Origin of the sequence: Streptomyces populi (assembly GCF_002911015.1) — a bacterium.
Classification (GTDB): domain Bacteria; phylum Actinomycetota; class Actinomycetes; order Streptomycetales; family Streptomycetaceae; genus Streptomyces; species Streptomyces populi.
Window position 1 is genome coordinate 1 of record NZ_KZ626853.1, and the last position, 17,432, is coordinate 17,432.

Below are 17,432 nucleotides of genomic sequence, written 5' to 3' on the forward strand. Positions count from 1 at the left end.
GGCGCCGGCGCACCTCGTCGAGGAGTTCCGGAACAAGAGCCGCTTCATCCTGACGTAGGCGCGCGGACTCCCCGTACCGCCCCGCCCCGTGTCCCGGGAGCCCTCAGGGAGTCCAGGTGAAGCGCGGCTGCCTGCGCTCGAGGAAGGCGGCGACCCCCTCCGCGGTGTCGCCGCCGGTGCGCGCCGCCCGGGCCCAGTGGGCGTCGCGGTCGGTGCGCCCGTTCACGAACTCCTTCGCCGCCGCCTGCGTCAGCAGGGAGCGCGCGGCCAGGACGCGGGTGAACTCCGCGACACGTTTGTCGAGTTCGCCCTCGGGCAGCACCTCGTCCACCAGACCGGTGCGCAGCGCGCGCTCGGTGTCGATCAACTCGCCCGAGAACAGCAGGTACTTGGCGGCTGACGGCCCCACCAGCGCCGTCAGCCTCCGGGTGGAGGAAGCCGGATAGACGATGCCGAGCTTCGCCGGGGTCACCCCGAACAGCGAGCCCTCCTGGGCGAACCGCAGGTCGCAGGCGGCCGCGAGCTGGGACCCGCCGCCCACGCAGTAGCCCCGGATCGCGGCCAGCGTCGGCTTCGGGAACGCGGCGAGCGCCTCCTCGGCGAGCACGGCGAGGCTCTGCGCCTCGCCCGGCGACTCCCGCAGCGTCGAGATGTCGGCCCCGGCGCAGAACGTGCCGCCCTCGCCGGTGAGCACGAGCGCGTGCACGTCGGCGCGCGCTCCCAACGCCTCCAGCAGGGGCGGCAGCGCCCGCCACATCGGCGTCGTCATGGCGTTCCGCTTGGCGGGGTGGTGGATGACGACGGTGGCGACCCCGTCGCCGACGTGGTGCAACAGCTGCGGCTCCATACGCCGGATGCTATCCGCACCGCGGGCCGGATTCCGATCATGGTCCGGGGCGGCCTCGCGGGCGAGGGAGCCGCGCGGAGCGAATCGGTTCAGCAGGTGGGGCAAACCCGTACAACCCGAATAGTTTCGGAAGGCGATGCGAAAGCGACGGGAGTTGTCGTAGAAACGACTTTATTTGGCATCGGTGATCAGAAATCGGCGATAATTGCTGACTTCTGTTCAGTCAACCGGTACGGACCGGCGCATTACCAACACTCGACGTGTGGTGACAATCGAGCGCAAGGGCGGCGACCGGACGATGGAGAACCTCGGGCGGGGGTCCGACCCGAGCTCCGAAGCCGGAGTCGTGACTCCCGACGTCAGATCGCCGGGACCGCTGCCGTACGAGGGGGTGTGGCGGTTCACCGCCGCCGCCGTCGACGCCTCGGTGCCGCAGGCGCGGCACGCCGTCCGTGATCTGCTGGTCCGCCAGGCGGTGCCGGTCTCGGGCGATGTCGTTCAGGGACTGCTGTTGATCGTCTCCGAACTGGTCACGAACGCCGTCAAGCACGCGGCGCTTCTGTCGCCGATGCTCGCCGTGGAGGTCGCGGTCGGCGCCGACTGGGTGCGGGTGTCCGTCGAGGACGACCACCCCTACCGTCCGACCGCGCTGGAGGCCGATCACGGGCAGACCGGCGGCCGGGGCCTGCTGCTGGTGCGCGAGATCACCAGGGAGTTCGGCGGAGGCTGTGACGTCGAGTACACCGCGGGCGGCGGCAAGGTGATCTGGGCCGCCCTGCCGCTCGCCCCGGGCCTCTGAGCTTCCGGCGGACCGGCTACCAGCCCGCGGACGGACCCGTCAGCTCCCGCATCGCCGGACGGGCCGCGTCCAGCACCGTCATGAACCATGCCGAGAAGGGGTCCTTCGCGTGCCGCTCCGCCAGCTCGGCGGCGGTCACGAAGGCCGTCGAGCCGACCTCCTCCGGGTCGGGCCGCGGCGCGGACTGCACCATCCCGACGAACAGGTGGTTGTACTCCTGCTCCACCAGGCCCGAGTCCGGGTCCGGGTGGTTGTAGCGGACCGTGCCCGCCTCGGCGAGCAGCGTCGGCGACACCCCGAGCTCCTCGTACGTCCGCCGGGCCGCCGCCGCGAAGGGGGCCTCGCCCGGGTAGGGGTGGCCGCAGCAGGTGTTCGACCAGACGCCGGGGGAGTGGTACTTGCCGAGCGCGCGCTGCTGGAGCAGCAGCCGGCCGTGCTCGTCGAAGAGGAACACCGAGAACGCCCTGTGCAGCTGTCCCGGGGCCTGATGGGCCGCGAGCTTCTCCGCCGTGCCGATCGTGTTGCCGTCCTCGTCGACCAGCTCCAGCAAGATCGCTTCAGCGGTGCCGTTCGACGAACTGTGCGTCGCGGTGGCAGGTGTGATCGGCATGCCCATCCTTCGCATCGGTTTTCCAGCCCCAAGTCTGCCGTACGAAACCGGCACTCCCGGCACTTCGTGACTCTCCGCATGTCCCGCCCCGGATCCCGGGGCGGGACACGCGGTCGGCATGGGTCAGACGCCGAAAGCGGCCGGATACCTGATCGTGCCCGGAGCCACCGGCGCGGAACCGTCGAGGACGAGGGCCATCAGGTGTTGGGGCGGCACGTCGAAACCGGCCCGGATGCCGTGGTCGGCCGCGGGCCCGAAGCCGAACCTCGGGTAGTACCCGGGATGCCCGAGCACGAGGACGAGCCCCTCGCCCCGCGCGCGTGCCGCCTCCAGCACCGCGCGCACGACGGCCGATCCGGCGCCTTTGCGGTGCAGGTCGGGACGGACGGCCACCGGCGCCAGCGCGGCCGCCGGTACGTCGTCGACATGACAGCGGGTGATCAGGGCGTACGCCGCGATCGTGCCGTCCGGTGCCTCGGCGACGTACGACAGGCCGGGCAGCCACGCGCCGGGATCGGCGCGCAGCGCGTCCACCAGATCGGCCTCCTCCGCCCGGTCGAAGGCGGCGGCGGTCACGGCGTGCACCTCGGCGGCGTCGGCGGAGGTCTCCTGGCGGGTGTGCCAGGCGGTGCTGTGTGCTGTGTGGTCGGTCACTGTGGAAACCCTCGGATGTGATGGGCCCGGCCGACGCGTCGAAGGGAACGGCGGGTCAGCCCCGGGCCCGGGAGACGGGGACGCTGAAGTCGCTGCGCACGGCAGCGCCGGCCACGGCCGTCATCAACCCACCTCCTGGGATCCCCCGCCACGCCGGCAGCGCCCGTCCGGCGCCGCCTCCGGATTCACCGGCGCCGGCCGCGCCCGGCGCCGGGCGCGGCGGACCGTCAGTGGCAGAGCTTCGCCTCGTGCTCCGCGTGGCCGCTCGGCTCCAGCTGGAACGTGCAGTGCTCGACGTCGAAGTGGACCCCCAGGCAGCCCTGGAGCTCGTGCAGGACCTTCTCGTGGCCGATCGCGTTCAGGACGTCGGAGCTGACGACCACGTGCGCGGAGAGCACCGGCATGCCGGAGGTGATGGTCCAGGCGTGCAGGTCGTGGATGTCCTCGACGCCGTCGAGGGCCAGGATGTGGGCGCGCACCTCCGCCATGTCGACCCCCTTGGGCGCCGCCTCCAGGAGCACGTCGAGCGTCTCCTGGAGCAGCTTCCAGGCGCGCGGGACGATCATCAGCGCGATGGCGATCGAGGCGATCGGGTCGGCGGCCTGCCAGCCGGTGGTCATGATCACCACGGCGGCGGCGATGACCGCCACCGAGCCCAGCGCGTCCGCCGCGACCTCCAGGAAGGCGCCGCGCACGTTCAGGCTCTCCTTCTGCCCGCGCATCAGCAGCGTCAGCGAGACGGTGTTGGCGACCAGGCCGAACACGCCGAACGCGATCGTCAGCCCGCCGTGGGTGTCCGCGGGCGTGATGAAGCGCCGGCCGGCCTCGATCAGCACGTAGCCGCCGACGACGAACAGCAGCAGGCAGTTGGCGAGCGCGGCGAGGATCTCGGCCCGCGCGTAGCCGAAGGTGCGCTTCTCGCTCGGCGGGCGCGCCGCGAAGTGGATCGCGAGCAGGGCCATGCCCAGCCCCAGCGCGTCCGTCGCCATGTGCGCCGCGTCCGCGACGAGCGCGAGCGAATCGGCGAGGAGACCGCCGAAGATCTCGACGACCATGACGGTGAGCGTGATCGCCAGCGCGACCCGCAGCCTCCCGCGGTACGCGGCCGTCGCCGTACCGGCCGGGGCAGCGCCGTGCGCATGCCCGTGGTCGTGCCCAGCCCCCATGGAAGCAGCCTCCTGTGTTCCGCTCGGTCGTGTCAGTCAACTACGGGCGGGGGGTATCGGGCAACGCGGCACTGAACACCGTTGTCATATGCTCTGACCTGCGGAAACGATCCGCAGGTCAGAGCGTCGGGTCAGGCGCCGGTGATCTCCGGGTGGTGCAGCAGCCAGCCCCGCCAGGCCGACTCCACCATCTCGCGCACCTCTCGGCGCGCGCTCCAGCCCAGCTCGTCGGCGGCCAGGGCGGCCGAGGCGACCGCGCGGGGGGCGTCGCCGGGGCGGCGCGGTTCGACGAGGGGCCGCACGGTGTTTCCGGTGACCTCGGCGATGAGCGTCATGAGCTCCCGTACGGAGACGCCCTCGCTCCGGCCGATGTTCACCGTCAGGTCGCCGCTCGCCCCGTCCGTCAGCCGCCGGGCCGCCGCGAGGTGCGCCTCGGCGAGGTCGGCGACATGGATGTAGTCGCGTACGCAGGTGCCGTCCGGCGTCGGGTAGTCGTCGCCGAAGATCCGCGGGGCCTCGCCGCGGGTGAGGCGGTCGAACACCATGGGGACGATGTTGAAGATCCCGGTGTCGGCGAGTTCCGGCGAGGCCGCGCCCGCCACGTTGAAGTAGCGCAGGCACACCGTGGCGATGCCGTGCGCCCGGCCCGCCGCCCGCACCAGCCACTCGCCGGCGAGCTTCGTCTCGCCGTAGGGGCTCATCGGGGCACAGGGGGTGTCCTCCGTGATGAGGTCCACATCGGGGTTGCCGTAGACGGCCGCCGACGAGGAGAAGACGAACCGCTCGACGCCCGCTCCGGCCACCGCCGCCAGGAGCGTCGCGAGGCCGCCCACGTTCTCCTGGTAGTAGCGCGTCGGATCGGCCACGGACTCGCCGACCTGCTTGCGGGCGGCGAGGTGCACCACACCCGTGATCCCGTACTCCGCCAGGACCCGCTTGAGCAGATCACCGTCCAGCGACGACCCCTGGACGAGGGGAATGCTCTCCGGGAGCCGGTCCGGCATCCCGGCCGACAGGTCGTCGAGGGCGACGACGCGCTCCCCGGCCTCCGCCATCGCCCGTGCCACGTGTGCCCCGATGTATCCGGCTCCGCCTGTGATCAGCCATGTCATGGACGCTCACCCTATGCGGGGCCGGCGCCGGGTCCGGCCCGCCCCGCTCCCGTGGCGGGCGGAGTGCCGTACGTCATGCCGGGAATGTTCCGGTCCGTGGAGCCGCGCTTGTGACCCGGGCCCGGGATCCCCGATGATGACCGCGGCACCCGCCGGACAAAATCGGCTGATCGGGCCGTGAACGGGTGGTGAACACCCGCTTCCGTTCATCGGATAGCCTCTGCCGACATGCCGCCGGGGCCGCCGCCGTGGGCCGGGGGCCATCCCATCACGCACACGCCGGACGCCAGGTCGCGCCGGCACCCAGGGAGTGAGTTCGCTGCCGACCGCCATTCTCACCGGCCAGCCGGTTCCCGGATCGTCGCTCGACGGCGATCTGCGGTCGCTCGGCTTCGACGTGCGTCTCGCGTCCGACGCGGGCGAGACCGAGACGCTGCTCGCCGCCGTGCCGGCGAACGAGCGGGTCGCCGTCGTGGACGCCCGTTTCGTCGGGCACGTGCACGCCCTGCGTCTCGGTCTGACCGACCCCCGCTTCGCGGCCTCCGCCCTTCCCGGTGCCGTGTGCGTGCAGCCCGAGGCCCGGCGGGCCCTGACCCGCGCCGTGACCCGGGAGAGCGTGGCCGCCGGCAACGCCGCCGCAGCTCCGGAGGACCTCGTCGAGCGTCTCGGCGAGGCGCTCGACGAGGACGGCCTCACCGTGTACCGCCCCGAGCTCGGCACCCTCGTCGCCGCGGTCCCCGCCGACCCGCAGGAGCGCAACGGCGTCCGGCAGTCCGTCCTGGCCGTCGACGACGAGGCGGTACGGCTGCGCAGCGCGGTCAAGGCCCGCGACGGCTTCTTCACCACGTACTGCATCAGCCCCTACTCGCGCTACATCGCCCGCTGGTGCGCCCGCCGCGGCCTGACCCCGAACCAGGTCACCACCGCGTCGCTGATCACCGCGCTGATCGCCGCGGGCTGCGCCGCCACCGGCACCCGCGCCGGCTTCGTCGCGGCCGGTCTGCTGCTGCTGTTCTCCTTCGTCCTGGACTGCACGGACGGGCAGCTCGCCCGCTACTCCCTGCAGTACTCGACGCTCGGCGCCTGGCTGGACGCGACCTTCGACCGCGCCAAGGAGTACGCCTACTACGCGGGACTCGCGCTCGGCGCGGCCCGCGGCGGCGACGACGTGTGGGCGCTCGCGCTCGGCGCGATGATCCTCCAGACCTGCCGGCACGTCGTGGACTTCTCCTTCAACGAGGCCAACCACGACGCCACGGCCAACACCAGCCCCACCGCGGCCCTCTCGGACAAGCTCGACAGCGTCGGCTGGACGGTCTGGGTGCGCCGGATGATAGTCCTGCCCATCGGTGAACGATGGGCGATGATCGCCGTCCTGACGGCGCTGACGACCCCCCGTATCACCTTCTACGCGCTGCTCGCCGGCTGTGCCTTCGCGGCCACCTACACCACGGCGGGCCGGGTGCTGCGCTCGCTCACCCGCAAGGCCGGCCGTACGGACCGTGCCGCCGGGGCGCTGGTGGACCTCACCGACTCCGGCGCCCTCGCCGAGTACCTGACCCGCTTCGCGGGCCGCCTCCCGCGCACCGCCCCGGCCGTGGTCGCCCTCGTCGCCGGCGCCGTCGTCGTGACATGCGCCGCACTCGCCCCGTACGGCGGCTGGCTGCCCGTGCTCGGCGCCGTCGTGTACGTCCTGCTGTCGCCGGCGGCCCTGCTCAGGCCCCTCAAGGGCGCCCTGGACTGGCTGGTCCCGCCGTTCTACCGCGCGGCCGAGTACCTCACCGTCCTGGCCCTGGCGGTCAACGCCGGGATGAACGGCGTGCTTCCGGCGGCTTTCGGCCTGGTGGCCGCCGTCGCCTACCATCACTACGACACGGTGTACCGCATTCGCGGAAACGCCGGAGCCCCCCCGCACTGGCTGGTGCGGGCGATCGGCGGGCACGAAGGCAGGACGCTGCTGGTCACCGTTCTGGCCGCGCTGCTCACCGCCGCACAGTTCAAGGTCGCGCTCACGGCGCTCGCCGTGGCCGTGGCGCTGCTGGTGCTCATCGAGAGCATCCGCTTCTGGGTGTCCTCCGGGGCACCCGCCGTACACGACGAAGGAGAACCTGCATGATCGGCCTTGTGCTGGCGGCCGGCGCCGGACGGCGTCTGCGTCCCTACACCGACACCCTTCCCAAGGCGCTCGTGCCGGTCGGCCCCGAGGGCGCGGAGGACTCCCTCACGGTCCTGGACCTGACCTTGGGCAACTTCGCCGAGATCGGTCTGACCGAGGTCGGCATCATCGTCGGCTACCGCAAGGAAGCCGTCTACGACCGCAAGGCGGCCCTCGAGGAGAAGTACGGCCTCAAGATCACCCTGATCGACAACGACAAGGCCGAGGAGTGGAACAACGCCTACTCCCTGTGGTGCGGACGTGACGCCCTCAAGGACGGCGTGATACTCGCCAACGGCGACACCGTGCACCCGGTCTCCGTCGAGCGGACGCTGCTCGCCGCCCGCGGCGAGGGCAAGAAGATCATCCTCGCCCTCGACACGGTGAAGAAGCTCGCCGACGAGGAGATGAAGGTCGTCGTGGACCCCGAGAAGGGCGTCCAGAAGATCACCAAGCTCATGGACCCGGCCGAGGCCACCGGTGAGTACATCGGCGTGACCCTCATCGAGGGCGCCGCCGCCGACGAGCTCGCCGACGCCCTGAAGACCGTGTGGGAGACCGACCCGCAGCAGTTCTACGAGCACGGCTACCAGGAGCTCGTCAACCGCGGTTTCAAGATCGACGTCGCGCCCATCGGCGACGTCAAGTGGGTCGAGATCGACAACCACGACGACCTCGCCAAGGGACGTGAGATCGCGTGCCAGTACTGACGAGGCTCATCCCCTCGCCGGTCGTCGTCGACATCCGTCCGGGTGCCCTGGACGATCTGGCGAGCGTGCTCAGCGACGAGCGCGTCTCGCACTCGGGCAAGCTGGCCATAGCGGTCAGCAACGGCTCCGGGGCCCGGCTGCGCGAGCGGCTCGCCCCGGCGCTGCCGGGCGCCACCTGGTACGAGGTCGGCGGCGGCACGCTCGACGACGCGATCCGGCTGGCCGGTGACATGAAGTCCGGGCACTACGACGCGGTCGTGGGGCTCGGCGGAGGCAAGATCATCGACTGCGCGAAGTTCGCCGCGGCGCGGGTCGGGCTTCCCCTGGTCGCGGTGCCCACGAACCTCGCGCACGACGGTCTGTGCTCGCCGGTCGCCACCCTCGACAACGACGCGGGCCGCGGCTCGTACGGCGTGCCGAACCCGATCGCCGTGGTCATCGACCTCGACGTGATCCGTGACGCGCCGGTCCGGTTCGTCCGGGCGGGCATCGGCGACGCGATCTCCAACATCAACGCGATCGCCGACTGGGAGCTGGCCAACCGCGTCACCGGCGAGAAGATCGACGGACTGGCCGCCGCCATGGCGCGCCAGGCGGGCGAGGCCGTGCTCAGGCACCCCGGGGGTGTCGGCGACAACGACTTCCTCCAGGTCCTCGCCGAGGCGCTCGTCCTCACCGGCATCGCGATGTCGATCTCGGGCGACTCTCGGCCGGCCTCCGGCTCCTGCCACGAGATCAACCACGCCTTCGACATCCTCTTCCCCCAGCGCGCGGCGAGCCACGGCGAGCAGTGCGGTCTGGGCGCGGCCTTCGCGATGTACCTGCGCGGAGCCCACGAGGACGCGGCGTTCATGGCCGAGGTGCTGCGGCGGCACGGGCTGCCGGTGCTGCCCGAGGAGATCGGTTTCACCGTGGACGAGTTCGTGCAGGTCGTGGAGTTCGCTCCGCGGACCCGGCCCGGCCGCTACACGATCCTCGAACACCTCGACCTGAAAACCCACCAGATCAAGGACATCTACTCCGACTATGCCAAGGCCATCGGTAGCTGAACTCCGCCCCGTCGTTCATCCCCCAGGGGTGAAGGACCGGCGCAGCGGTGAGCACTGGGCGGGACGCCTGTACATGCGAGAGATCTCGCTGCGCTGCGACCGCTACCTGGTGAACACCAGGATCACGCCCAACCAGCTCACGTACCTGATGACCCTCTGCGGCGTGCTCGCGGCCCCGGCCCTGCTGGTGCCGGGGATCGCGGGCGCGGTGCTCGGTGTGGTGATGGTCCAGCTCTATCTGCTGCTCGACTGCGTCGACGGCGAGATAGCGCGCTGGAAGAAGCAGTACTCGCTCGGCGGGGTCTACCTCGACCGCGTCGGTGCCTACCTCACCGACGCGGCCGTCCTCGTCGGCCTCGGCCTGCGTGCCGCGGACCTGTGGGGCGGCGGGCGCGTCGACTGGCTGTGGGCCTTCCTCGGCACGCTGGCCGCCCTCGGGGCGATCCTGGTCAAGGCGGAGACCGACCTCGTCGGCGTCGCCCGCCACCAGGGCGGGCTGCCGCCGGTGAAGGAGTCCGCGTCCGAGCCCCGTTCGTCGGGGGTGGCGCTGGCCCGCAGGGCCGCGGCGGCGCTCAAGTTCCACCGGCTGATCCTCGGCATCGAGGCGTCCCTGCTGATCCTGCTCCTGGCCGTCGTGGACCAGATCAGGGGCGACCTGTTCTTCACCAGGCTCGGCACCGCCGTGCTCGCCGGCATCGCGCTCCTGCAGACCGTGCTGCACCTGGTGTCCATCCTCGCCTCGAGCAGGCTCAAATGAGTACGGCGACCAGGGTCGGCGCGGTGATCATCACCATGGGCAACCGCCCCGACGAGCTCAGGGCCCTGCTCGACTCCGTCGCCAAGCAGGACGGCGACCGCGTCGAGGTGGTCGTGGTCGGCAACGGGTCGCCCGTCCCGGACGTCCCCGCGGGTGTCCGGACGGTCGAGCTGCCGGAGAACCTCGGCATCCCCGGCGGCCGCAACGTGGGCATCGAGGCCTTCGGCCCCGGCGGCACCGACGTGGACGTCCTCCTCTTCCTGGACGACGACGGCCTGCTGGCCCACCACGACACGGCGGAGCTGTGCCGCCGGGCCTTCGCCGACGACCCCGAGCTCGGCATCATCAGCTTCCGCATCGCCGACCCCGACACCGGTGAGACCCAGCGCCGCCACGTCCCGAGGCTGCGCGCCTCCGACCCGATGCGCTCCTCGCGGGTCACCACGTTCCTCGGCGGCGCCAACGCGGTCCGCACGAAGGTCCTCGCCGAGGTCGGCGGGCTCCCGGACGCCTTCTTCTACGCCCATGAGGAGACCGACCTCGCCTGGCGGGCCCTCGACGCCGGCTGGATGATCGACTACCGCTCCGACATGGTGCTGTACCACCCGACGACCGCCCCCTCGCGGCACGCGGTGTACCACCGGATGGTGGCCCGCAACCGCGTCTGGCTCGCCCGCCGGAACCTCCCCGCGCCGCTCGTCCCGGTCTACCTCGGCGTCTGGATGCTCCTGACGCTGCTGCGCCGCCCCTCGCGGGCCGCTCTGCGGGCCTGGTTCGGCGGATTCGGGGAAGGCTGGAGGAGTCCGTGCGGACCGAGGCGCCCCATGAGGTGGCGCACGGTGTGGCGGCTGACCCGACTGGGCCGGCCTCCGGTCATCTGACAAGCTCGATCCTGAGAGCACCCGGACACAACCCGGTCCCGGCTCATGCCGGTGCCCGGCCGGCCGTGCGCCTCTCGAAGACGAAGGTTCCCCTTGTGAGTACGACGCATGACGGCGGCATCGCGGTGAGCGACCGACCTACGCCCGGCGACGGGCTGTCCGCGGCCGACCTGGCCGCCAAGTACGGCCTCGCGGTCAGCGGCGCCCGGCCCGGACTGATCCAGTACGTCCGTCAGCTCTGGGGCCGGCGGCACTTCATCCTCGCGTTCTCGCAGGCGAAGCTCACCGCCCAGTACAGCCAGGCCAAGCTGGGCCAGCTCTGGCAGGTGGTGACGCCGCTGCTCAACGCGGCCGTCTACTACCTGATCTTCGGGCTGATCCTGCAGGCCAACAAGGGTTTGTCGCACGACGTGTACATCCCCTTCCTGGTGACCGGCGTCTTCGTGTTCACCTTCACGCAGAGCTCGGTCATGGCGGGTGTGCGGGCGATCTCGGGCAACCTGGGACTGGTGCGCGCGCTGCACTTCCCGCGCGCCTCGCTGCCGGTCTCGTTCGCGCTCCAGCAGCTCCAGCAACTGCTCTTCTCGATGATCGTGCTGTTCGTCGTGGCGATCGGCTTCGGCAGCTATCCGGGCCTGTCCTGGCTGCTGATCGTCCCGGTGCTGTTCCTCCAGTTCCTGTTCAACACCGGCCTGGCGCTGATCGTGGCGCGGATGGGCGCCAAGACGCCCGACCTCGCCCAGCTGATGCCGTTCATCATGCGCACCTGGATGTACGCCTCCGGTGTCATGTTCTCCATCAGCACCATGCTCGCCGGCCGCCCCGAGTGGATCGCCCGGGTGCTCCAGGCGAACCCGGCCGCCGTCTACATGGACCTGATGCGCTTCGCGCTCATCGACGGCTACGGCGCCTCCAACCTGCCCCCGCACGTGTGGGCCATCGCCGTCTTCTGGGCCGTGGCCACGGCCCTGGGCGGTTTCGTCTACTTCTGGAAGGCTGAGGAGAGGTACGGCCGTGGCTGAGCTCGACAAGGGGTCGCGGATCCCGACCGTCATCGCGGACGAACTGCACATCGTCTACCGCGTGAACGGCGCCAAGACCGGCAAGGGCAGCGCCACCGCCGCCCTCAGCCGCATCCTCAAGCGCGGCGAGGAACGCGGTGTGCGCAAGGTGCACGCCGTCAGGGGTGTCTCCTTCACCGCCTACCGCGGCGAGGCCATCGGTCTGATCGGTTCGAACGGCTCCGGCAAGTCCACGCTCCTGAGGGCCATCGCCGGTCTGCTCCCCGCCGAGAAGGGCAAGGTCTACACCGACGGCCAGCCCTCGCTGCTCGGCGTGAACGCGGCCCTGATGAACGACCTCACCGGCGAGCGGAACGTCATCCTGGGCGGCCTCGCGATGGGCATGTCCCGCGAGCAGATCAAGGAGCGCTACCAGGAGATCGTCGACTTCTCGGGCATCAACGAGAAGGGCGACTTCATCACCCTGCCGATGCGGACCTACTCCTCCGGCATGGCGGCCCGGCTGCGCTTCTCCATCGCGGCGGCCAAGGACCACGACGTCCTCATGATCGACGAGGCCCTCGCCACCGGCGACCGCTCCTTCCAGAAGCGGTCCGAGGCGCGCATCCGCGAGCTGCGCAAGAGCGCGGGCACGGTGTTCCTGGTCAGCCACAACAACAAGTCGATCCGTGACACCTGCGACCGCGTGCTGTGGCTGGAGCGCGGCGAACTGCGCATGGACGGCCAGACCGAGGACGTCCTCAAGGAATACGAGAAGTTCACGGGCAAGTAGCCCGATCCGCCCAGGGCCCCGCCGGAACTCTCCGGCGGGGCCCTGCGTCTGCAAAGGAAACGCCAACTCCCGTTGGCATGAGGAATCTTGACGCCAATCGGTGTGTTGTTGTGATGTGCAGGACACCCCGGCGGAGTGTGCCGCGTTGTACAACGTAAGCTGTACCGGTGCCGAATCGCGTCAAGTAGGGCGATAATACGCGACACCCGGCACCGTCACGCCGAGCGGATCTATGGGCGGCGTGTCCGAAATGGGCAGGGTTGGGTCGGCAGTGTAGAACGGGAGATGTGACGGCAATGGCTACGGTGACTCTCCAGCTCCGCGATGCGTGCGCCGTCCTCGCGGCGGGCGGCGAGCGGTGACCCAAGCCGGGACGGCCCGCACCGGCGATCCGGAGCGCGGCACCCTCGACAAGGCCGCGGACGAGAACTTCCCCGTGGCCCCCTTCTTCCTGCCCAGGGCCTGGCGCGACGACCTCATGGCCGTGTACGGCTTCGCCCGTCTCGTGGACGACATCGGTGACGGCGATCTCGCCCCCGGCGGCGCCGACGCCCGTCTCCTCGGCGTGCCGTCCGCGGACGCCGACGACCGTCTGCTCCTGCTCGACGCCCTCGAAGCCGATCTTCACCGCGTGTTCGACTCGACCCCGCGCCACCCCCTGATGCGCCGGCTCCAGCCCACGGTCCGCCGCGCGGGCCTGACCCCCGAGCCCTTCCTCGGCCTGATCGCGGCCAACCGTCAGGACCAGCTCGTCAAGCGGTACGAGACCTGGGACGACCTGCTCGCCTACTGCGAACTGTCCGCGAACCCCGTCGGCCGCCTGGTCCTCTCCGTCACCGGGACGTCCACGCCCGAGCGGGTCCGCCGCTCCGACGCGGTGTGCACGGCGCTGCAGATCGTCGAGCACCTCCAGGACGTGGCCGAGGACCTCGGCCGTGACCGCGTCTACCTGCCCGCGGAGGACATGAAACGCTTCCATGTCGTCGAAGCGGATCTCGCCGTTCCCACGGCGGGCGCATCGGTGCGAGCGCTGGTTGCATACGAAGCAGAACGCGCCTCGAACCTCCTGAATGAAGGCACCCCCCTCGTGGGTAGCGTCCACGGCAGGCTGAAACTGCTGCTCGCGGGGTTCGTCGCGGGGGGGAAGGCGGCGGTCCGCGCGATCGCCGCCGCCGAATACGACGTACTTCCCGGCCCGCCCAAGCCCGGCAAGCTCCAGCTGCTGCGCGAGGTGGGAGTGACTCTGCGAGGAGAGGGGTGATCCGGACCGTGGAGTCGGAACAGCACGTGTCCGCACCGGTACTCGCCGCGTACAGCTACTGCGAGGCGGTGACCGGTCAGCAGGCCCGTAATTTCGCGTACGGCATCAGGCTCCTGCCGACGTCCAAGCGTCGTGCGATGTCGGCGCTCTACGCGTTCTCCCGGCGTGTCGACGACATCGGCGACGGCACGCTGGCACCGGACGTGAAGGCGGTGCGCCTGGAGGAGACCCGGGCGCTGCTCGCCCGTGTCCGCGCGGGCGACGTCGCCGAGGACGACACCGATCCGGTCGCGGTCGCCCTCGGCCACACCGCCGAGTACTTCCCGGTACCCCTCGGGGGCCTGGACGAGCTCATCGACGGCGTGCTGATGGACGTGCGCGGCGAGACCTACGAGACCTGGGACGACCTGAAGGTCTACTGCCGGTGCGTGGCCGGGGCGATCGGACGGCTCTCGCTCGGGGTGTTCGGCACCGAGCCGGGGGCGCGGGGTGCCGAACGCGCGCCGGAGTACGCCGACACGCTCGGGCTCGCGCTCCAGCTCACCAACATCCTGCGGGACGTCCGGGAGGACGCCGAGGGCGGGCGTACCTACCTGCCCGCCGACGACCTGGCCAAGTTCGGCTGCTCGGCCGGGTTCGACGGGCCGACCCCGCCGCAGGGCTCCGACTTCGCGGGCCTCGTGCACTTCGAGGTGCGGCGGGCACGCGCCCTGTTCGCGGAAGGTTACCGGCTGCTGCCCATGCTGGACCGGCGCAGCGGCGCCTGTGTCGCGGCCATGGCGGGCATCTACCGGCGTCTGCTCGACCGCATCGAGCGCGAGCCGGAGGCCGTGCTGCGCGGCCGGGTGTCCCTGCCGGGACACGAGAAGGCGTACGTCGCCGTGCGCGGCCTCTCCGGTCTCGACGCCCGGCACGTCTCCCGCCGCACGGTCCGGAGGCGTGTCTGATGGACGAGAGGGGCCGAGGCGGCGCGGTCGGCGAGAAGCGGCAGGCAACCCTCCGGAGCCGAGGGGCGTCCCTGACTTCGACGGCCTGCCGTGAATCGTTCAACCATCACGGCACGGCCGCAGGGGAGGGTGCGTGATGAGCGAGGCCGAGTCCACGGGCGACTCCGGCCGGGCCACCGCCGTGGTGATCGGCGGCGGGCTCGCCGGGATCACCGCCGCGCTCGCGCTGGCCGACGCCGGGATCCGGGTGACGCTGCTGGAGGGCCGGCCGCGCCTCGGCGGTCTGGCGTTCTCCTTCCGGCGCGGCGAACTCACCGTGGACAACGGACAGCACGTCTTCCTGCGCTGCTGCACCGCCTACCGCTGGCTCCTCGCCCGCCTCGACGCGACCGCGCTCGCGCCCCTGCAGGATCGTCTCGACGTGCCCGTTCTCGATCTGGAGGCATCGCCGGGACGACGGCTGGGCAGGATCGGCCGCAGCGCGCTGCCCGTTCCGCTGCACCTCGCGCGCAGCCTCGCCACGTACCAGCACCTCTCGCTCGCCGAGCGCGCCAAGGTCGGCCGTGCCGCGCTCGCGCTCAAGGGCCTGGACCTCACCGATCCGGCACTCGACGCGCAGAACTTCGGCGACTGGCTCGCCGGGCACGGTCAGTCACGACGTGCCGTCGAAGCACTGTGGGACCTCGTGGGGGTCGCCACCCTCAACGCGGTGGCCCAGGACTCCTCGCTCGGGCTCGCCGCGATGGTGTTCAAGACGGGTCTGCTGTCCGACCCGGGCGCGGCCGACATCGGCTGGGCGCGCGTCCCGCTGGGCGAACTGCATGACACCCTGGCCCGCAAGGCGCTCGACTCCGCGGGCGTACGTACCGAGATCCGTACACGCGTCACCTCCGTCTCCCCTTACGAGAACGGCCGTTGGAGCGTTCAGGTTCCCGGCGAGCGCATCGAGGCCGACACCGTCGTGCTCGCCGTGCCCCAGCGCGAGGCGCACGACCTGCTGCCCCAGGGAGCCCTCGACGCCCCCGGGCGGCTCCTGGACATCGGCACCGCGCCGATCCTCAACATCCACGTCGTCTACGACCGCACGGTCATGACCGCGCCCTTCTTCGCGGCCCTCGGCTCCCCGGTGCAGTGGGTCTTCGACCGCACCGAGGCCTCGGGGCTGCGGGAGGGGCAGTACCTGGCGCTGTCGCAGTCGGCCGCGCAGAACGAGATCGACGAGCCCGTCGCCGTGCTCCGGGAGCGGTACCTGCCGGAGCTGGAACGGCTTCTGCCCGGTGCGCGCGGCGCCGGGGTGAAGGACTTCTTCGTGACCCGGGAGCGCACCGCGACGTTCGCCCCCGCCCCGGGCGTCGGGCGGCTGCGGCCCGGCGCCCGTACCAAGGCCCCCGGCCTGTACCTGGCCGGAGCGTGGACCGCCACAGGGTGGCCCGCGACCATGGAGAGTGCGGTTCGCAGTGGAGTCGGTGCGGCTGACGCCGCGCTGGACGCCCTGGGCCGGCCCCGCGACCACCTCCTCGGACTCTTCGAGGAGGCGGCATGACGCTCGACCGGAGCATGGCAGGCCCCCGCACCCCCGGTATTGCAACAAGAGGAGAGATTGTGCCCACTGTGCCCCCGGCCGAAGCGGCTGCCGACGCGGTGGACGTGACCGCGCTCCTGGAGCGCGGCCGGACCCTGGCCACCCCGGTGCTCAAGGCGGCCGTCGACCGCCTGGCGCCGCCCATGGACACCGTCGCCGCCTACCACTTCGGCTGGATCGACGCCCAGGGCAACCCCGCGGACGGCGACGGCGGCAAGGCGGTGCGTCCCGCGCTCGCCGTGCTCTCCGCGCAGGCCGCCGGCGCCGCCCCCGAGGTGGGCGTCCCCGGCGCCGTCGCCGTCGAACTGGTGCACAACTTCTCGCTGCTGCACGACGACCTGATGGACGGCGACGAACAGCGCCGTCACCGTGACACCGTCTGGAAGGTGCACGGCCCCGCCCAGGCGATCCTGGTCGGCGACGCCCTGTTCGCGCTGGCCAACGAGGTCCTCCTGGAACTCGGCACCGTCGAGGCCGGCCGGGCCGCCCGCCGTCTGACCACCGCCACCCGGGCCCTCATCGACGGCCAGGCCCAGGACATCTCCTACGAGCACCGCGACCGCGTCAGCGTCGAGGAGTGCCTGGAGATGGAGGGCAACAAGACCGGCGCCCTGCTCGCCTGCGCCTGCTCCATCGGCGCGGTCCTCGGCGGTGCCGACGACCTCACCGCCGACACCCTGGAGCGCTACGGCTACCACCTCGGCCTCGCCTTCCAGGCCATCGACGACCTCCTCGGCATCTGGGGCGACCCGGAGGCCACCGGGAAGCAGACCTGGAGCGATCTGCGCCAGCGCAAGAAGTCCCTGCCGGTCGTGGCCGCGCTCGCCGCGGGCGGCCCCGCCTCCGAGCGCCTCGGCGACCTGCTCGCCGAGGACGCCAAGGCCAGTGACTTCGAGAACTTCTCCGAGGAGGAGTTCGCGGCGCGCGCCGCGCTCATCGAGGAGGCGGGCGGCCGCGAGTGGACCGCGCAGGAGGCGCGCCGCCAGCACGCGATCGCCCTCGAGGCCCTGGACGCCGTGCCGATGCCCGAGCAGGTGCGCGCCCAGCTCGTGGCGCTCGCCGACTTCGTCGTCGTGCGGAAGAGATGATCGTTATCGGTCGAATAAAC

General features: G+C 71.4%; 18 protein-coding genes. 13 read left to right on the forward strand and 5 right to left on the reverse strand.

Annotated features, from left to right (window positions below):
• Window positions 1-103 precede the first annotated feature (103 nt).
• On the reverse strand, window positions 104-847 hold the full coding sequence (locus tag CW362_RS09990; protein ID WP_103549036.1) for an enoyl-CoA hydratase/isomerase family protein: 744 nt from the start codon (window positions 845-847) through the stop codon (window positions 104-106).
• 298 nt (window positions 848-1,145) lie between these two features.
• On the opposite strand from CW362_RS09990, the gene CW362_RS09995 reads away from it, so the two are divergent.
• Entirely contained in the window at window positions 1,146-1,646 is a 501-nt protein-coding gene (locus CW362_RS09995) for an ATP-binding protein (RefSeq protein WP_103549120.1), read from the forward strand.
• Between the two features lie 16 nt (window positions 1,647-1,662).
• On the opposite strand, the gene idi is transcribed toward CW362_RS09995, so the two are convergent.
• The 4 genes from idi to galE form a co-directional block, all read right to left on the reverse strand.
• Window positions 1,663-2,256: an isopentenyl-diphosphate Delta-isomerase gene (idi, locus tag CW362_RS10000; protein ID WP_103549037.1), complete on the reverse strand. Its 594-nt coding sequence runs from the start codon at window positions 2,254-2,256 to the stop codon at window positions 1,663-1,665.
• Window positions 2,257-2,379: 123 nt separating this feature from the next.
• Window positions 2,380-2,910 carry a GNAT family N-acetyltransferase gene (locus CW362_RS10005; protein ID WP_103549038.1) on the reverse strand — a complete coding sequence of 177 codons (531 nt, stop codon included), beginning with the start codon at window positions 2,908-2,910 and terminating at the stop codon, window positions 2,380-2,382.
• A gap of 227 nt (window positions 2,911-3,137) precedes the next feature.
• Window positions 3,138-4,076 (reverse strand): cation diffusion facilitator family transporter, encoded by a 939-nt coding sequence (locus CW362_RS10010; RefSeq protein WP_103549039.1) that lies wholly within the window; start codon window positions 4,074-4,076, stop codon window positions 3,138-3,140.
• A 131-nt stretch (window positions 4,077-4,207) separates the two neighbouring features.
• Complete coding sequence (gene galE, locus CW362_RS10015; RefSeq protein ID WP_103549040.1) at window positions 4,208-5,188, reverse strand: UDP-glucose 4-epimerase GalE; 981 nt, start codon at window positions 5,186-5,188, stop codon at window positions 4,208-4,210.
• Window positions 5,189-5,507: 319 nt separating this feature from the next.
• Here galE and CW362_RS10020 point away from each other — a divergent pair, with 319 nt between their 5' ends.
• The 12 genes from CW362_RS10020 to CW362_RS10070 all read left to right on the forward strand — a co-directional run bounded on the left by CW362_RS10020 (window position 5,508) and on the right by CW362_RS10070 (window position 17,412).
• On the forward strand, window positions 5,508-7,304 hold the full coding sequence (locus CW362_RS10020; RefSeq protein WP_103549121.1) for a DUF5941 domain-containing protein: 1,797 nt from the start codon (window positions 5,508-5,510) through the stop codon (window positions 7,302-7,304).
• Window positions 7,301-8,053 carry a phosphocholine cytidylyltransferase family protein gene (locus CW362_RS10025; protein ID WP_103549041.1) on the forward strand — a complete coding sequence of 251 codons (753 nt, stop codon included), beginning with the start codon at window positions 7,301-7,303 and terminating at the stop codon, window positions 8,051-8,053. The genes CW362_RS10020 and CW362_RS10025 overlap by 4 nt, the downstream gene beginning before the upstream one ends.
• The gene (locus CW362_RS10030) at window positions 8,041-9,102 is read left to right on the forward strand and encodes an iron-containing alcohol dehydrogenase family protein (protein WP_103549042.1); all 1,062 of its coding nucleotides are present in this window, start codon (window positions 8,041-8,043) and stop codon (window positions 9,100-9,102) included. The genes CW362_RS10025 and CW362_RS10030 overlap by 13 nt, the downstream gene beginning before the upstream one ends.
• Window positions 9,080-9,859, forward strand: a complete 780-nt coding sequence (locus CW362_RS10035) for a CDP-alcohol phosphatidyltransferase family protein (RefSeq protein ID WP_103549122.1) — start codon at window positions 9,080-9,082, stop codon at window positions 9,857-9,859. Before CW362_RS10030 ends, CW362_RS10035 begins: the two co-directional genes overlap by 23 nt.
• Window positions 9,856-10,740 (forward strand): glycosyltransferase family 2 protein, encoded by an 885-nt coding sequence (locus CW362_RS10040; protein WP_103549043.1) that lies wholly within the window; start codon window positions 9,856-9,858, stop codon window positions 10,738-10,740. The genes CW362_RS10035 and CW362_RS10040 overlap by 4 nt, the downstream gene beginning before the upstream one ends.
• Before the next feature lie 95 nt (window positions 10,741-10,835).
• Window positions 10,836-11,762: an ABC transporter permease gene (locus CW362_RS10045; RefSeq protein WP_376449980.1), complete on the forward strand. Its 927-nt coding sequence runs from the start codon at window positions 10,836-10,838 to the stop codon at window positions 11,760-11,762.
• A complete protein-coding gene (locus CW362_RS10050; protein WP_103549044.1) occupies window positions 11,755-12,534 on the forward strand; it encodes an ABC transporter ATP-binding protein in 780 nt (259 codons plus the stop codon). The genes CW362_RS10045 and CW362_RS10050 overlap by 8 nt, the downstream gene beginning before the upstream one ends.
• 358 nt (window positions 12,535-12,892) lie before the next feature.
• Window positions 12,893-13,795, forward strand: coding sequence for a squalene synthase HpnC (gene hpnC / locus CW362_RS10055; RefSeq protein ID WP_103549045.1), 903 nt, complete (start codon window positions 12,893-12,895; stop codon window positions 13,793-13,795).
• On the forward strand, window positions 13,792-14,742 hold the full coding sequence (gene hpnD, locus CW362_RS10060) for a presqualene diphosphate synthase HpnD (RefSeq protein WP_103549046.1): 951 nt from the start codon (window positions 13,792-13,794) through the stop codon (window positions 14,740-14,742). The genes hpnC and hpnD overlap by 4 nt, the downstream gene beginning before the upstream one ends.
• Window positions 14,742-14,879, forward strand: a complete 138-nt coding sequence (locus CW362_RS45590) for a DUF6380 family protein (RefSeq protein ID WP_376449982.1) — start codon at window positions 14,742-14,744, stop codon at window positions 14,877-14,879. The genes hpnD and CW362_RS45590 overlap by 1 nt, the downstream gene beginning before the upstream one ends.
• The gene (gene hpnE / locus CW362_RS10065) at window positions 14,879-16,285 is read left to right on the forward strand and encodes a hydroxysqualene dehydroxylase HpnE (protein WP_103549047.1); all 1,407 of its coding nucleotides are present in this window, start codon (window positions 14,879-14,881) and stop codon (window positions 16,283-16,285) included. Before CW362_RS45590 ends, hpnE begins: the two co-directional genes overlap by 1 nt.
• Before the next feature lie 59 nt (window positions 16,286-16,344).
• Entirely contained in the window at window positions 16,345-17,412 is a 1,068-nt protein-coding gene (locus CW362_RS10070; protein ID WP_162684028.1) for a polyprenyl synthetase family protein, read from the forward strand.
• Window positions 17,413-17,432 lie beyond the last annotated feature (20 nt).